Raw genomic sequence first — 2945 nt, forward strand, 5'->3', positions numbered from 1 at the left:
TTCTCGAGGCGCTTCGCGATGATCTCCTTGATGAGGTCGCCGAGCTTCGCCGCCCGACCGTGGTCAGCCATCGGTCCTCCTTCTCATGAGGTGTTCACGGATCAGGGGATTCGGAGCGCTTCGCGCCACCGAATCCCCTGATCCGTGAACACCGAACGACTAGACGCGGACCTTCTCCTTGGTCTCGGTCGTCTCGATCTCGTCGCCGACCTGGATGTCGTTGAAGCGACCGAGACCGATGCCGGCCTCGAAGTCGGTGCGCACCTCGGTGACATCGTCCTTGAAGCGGCGCAGCGAGTCGATCTGGAGGTTGTCCCCCACCACGACGCCGTTCCGGATGACCCGGGCCCGCGCGTTGCGGGTGATCGTGCCGCTGCGGACGATGACACCGGCGATGTTGCCGACCTTGGACGAGCGGAAGATCTCGCGGATCTCGGCGAGGCCCGACTGGACCTCCTCGAACTCCGGCTTGAGCATCCCCTTCAGTGAGTTCTCCACGTCCTCGAGGGCCGCGTAGATCACGGAGTAGAACCGGACGTCGATGCCCTCGCGCGCTGCACGCTCGCGGGCCTTCGGGTCGGGTCGCACGTTGAAGCCGATGATGATCGCGTTGTCGACCGTCGCCAGGTTCACGTCCGACTCGGTGACCGCGCCGACCCCGCGGTGGATGATCCGCAGCTGCACGGAGTCGTCCACCTCGATCTTCAGCAGCGACTCCTCCAGCGCCTCCACGGCACCGGACACGTCGCCCTTGATGATCAGGTTCAGCGAATCGACCTTGCCGGCCTCGATCTGACCCATGAAGTCCTCGAGCGAGATGCGCTTGCGGGCCTTCGCCAGCTGCGCGTTCCGCTCGGCGGCTTCGCGCTTCTCCGCGACCTGACGGGCCGTGCGGTCCTCCTCGGTGACGAGGAAGGTGTCGCCGGCACGCGGCACCGAGGAGAGTCCCTGCACCTGGACGGCCCGGGCCGGGTACGCCTCGGCGATGGCGACGCCGTTCTCGTCGCTCATCGCACGGACGCGGCCGTAGGCCGTGCCCGCCACGATCGAGTCGCCGACGCGCAGCGTCCCGGACTGGATGAGCACCGTCGCGACCGCACCGCGGCCCTTGTCGAGCCGCGCCTCGATCGCCACGCCGCGCGCATCCCGGTTCGGGTTGGAACGCAGGTCGAGCCCGGCGTCGGCGGTCAGCAGGACCGCCTCCATCAGCTCGTCGATGCCGGTGCCGTTGCGGGCCGACACGTCGACGAACAGGGTGTCCCCGCCGTACTCCTCCGCGACCAGGCCGAACTCGGTGAGCTGCTGCCGGACCTTCGCCGGGTTCGCGTCCTCCCGGTCGACCTTGTTCACCGCGACGACGATCGGCACGCCGGCGGCCTGGGCGTGGTTCAGCGCCTCGATCGTCTGCGGCATGACGCCGTCGTCGGCGGCGACCACGAGGATCGCGAGGTCCGTCACCTGCGCACCGCGGGCACGCATGGCGGTGAACGCCTCGTGACCCGGGGTGTCGATGAAGGTGATGGCCCGCTCGAAGCCCTCGTGCTCCTTCCACACCTGGTACGCACCGATGTGCTGGGTGATGCCGCCGGCCTCGCCGGCCACCACATTGGCGTTCCGGATGGAATCGAGCAGCTTCGTCTTGCCGTGGTCGACGTGACCCATGACGGTGACGACCGGGGGCCGGATCTCCAGGTCCTCGTCGTCCTCGTCGTACTCGAACTCGATGTCGAAGCCGTCGAGCAGCTCGCGGTCCTCCTCCTCCGGAGAGACCATCTGGATCTTGTAGCCCAGCTCGTCGCCGAGCACCTGGAACGTCGCCTCGTCCAGCGACTCCGTGGCCGTGGCCATCTCACCGAGGTGGAACAGCACTGTGACGAGGTTGCCGGGGCTCGCGTCGATCTTGTCGGCGAAGTCGGTGATGGAGGCGCCGCGCCGGAGGCGGACGATCGCGTTGCCGTCGCCGCGGGGGACGCTGACGCCGCCGAGGCTCGGGGCGGACCGCATCTCGAACTCGGCGCGCTTCGTCCGCTTCGACTTGCGCTGGCGGGACTTCCCGCCGCCCTTGCCGAACGCGCCTGCGGTGCCGCCACCGGGGCCACGGCCTCGGCCGCCGCCGCCGGGGCGGGGACCGCTGAAGCCGCCTGCGGGACGCTGGAAGCCGCCGCCGGCACCGGGGGCGCCGCCGGGACGACCCGCACCGCCGCCGGCGCCGCCGGGACGCTGGAAGCTCGGCCGCGCGCCGAAGCCCGCGGGACGCGGCGCACCCATGCCGGGACCGCCGGGACGGGGACCGCCGGGGCGAGGCGCACCGGGACGGGGAGCACCGGGGCGAGGAGCACCCGGACGCGGGATACCACCGGTGGCGCCGCCGCCGGTCGACCCGGCGGCCGGGCCACCGGGACGCATGCCCTGGTTCGACGCGAACGGGTTGTTGCCCGGACGCGGCGCGGAGGGACGGCCCATGCCCTGGCTGGAGGCGAACGGGTTGTTGCCGGGACGGGACTGGCCGGGGCGCGGGGCGCCGCCCGGTCGCGGGATCGAGCCCGCACCGGGGGCTGCGGAAGCGGGGCGGGGCGCACCGGGGCGCTCCTGCACCGGGTGCTCGACATCGCCTGCGGTCGACGCGGCGGGCCGCTCGACGACGGGCTGCTGAGGTGCAGGCGCCGCAGGTGCGGCCTGCTGAGCCGGACGCTCTGCGACGGGTGCTGCGGCAGGCGTCTCCGCCGGCGCTGCGGCCGGACGCGGCGCAGGGGCGGGGGCGGCGGGGCGCGCCTGCCCGGCCGGCGACGGACGCCCGGCCATCGGCGCACCGGGGCGCGGGCCGGCTGGTCCGCCGGCGGTCGCGATGCCGTCGGCCGCGAGCTTGGCCCTGAGCTTGCGCACGACCGGTGGCTCGACGGAGGACGACGGGCCCTTGACGAACTCGCCCATCTCCTTGAGCTTCG

1 protein-coding gene is annotated in these 2945 nt (G+C 72.1%); it reads right to left on the reverse strand.

Features of this window, described 5'->3' with window-relative positions; genetic code table 11:
- Window positions 1-159: 159 nt before the first annotated feature.
- On the reverse strand, window positions 160-2945 hold a 2786-nt coding region (infB, locus tag ACFE67_RS14770), incomplete at its 5' end, for a translation initiation factor IF-2 (protein WP_375407628.1).

The sequence above is a fragment of the uncultured Amnibacterium sp. genome, assembly GCF_964244015.1.
Lineage (GTDB): Bacteria > Actinomycetota > Actinomycetes > Actinomycetales > Microbacteriaceae > Amnibacterium.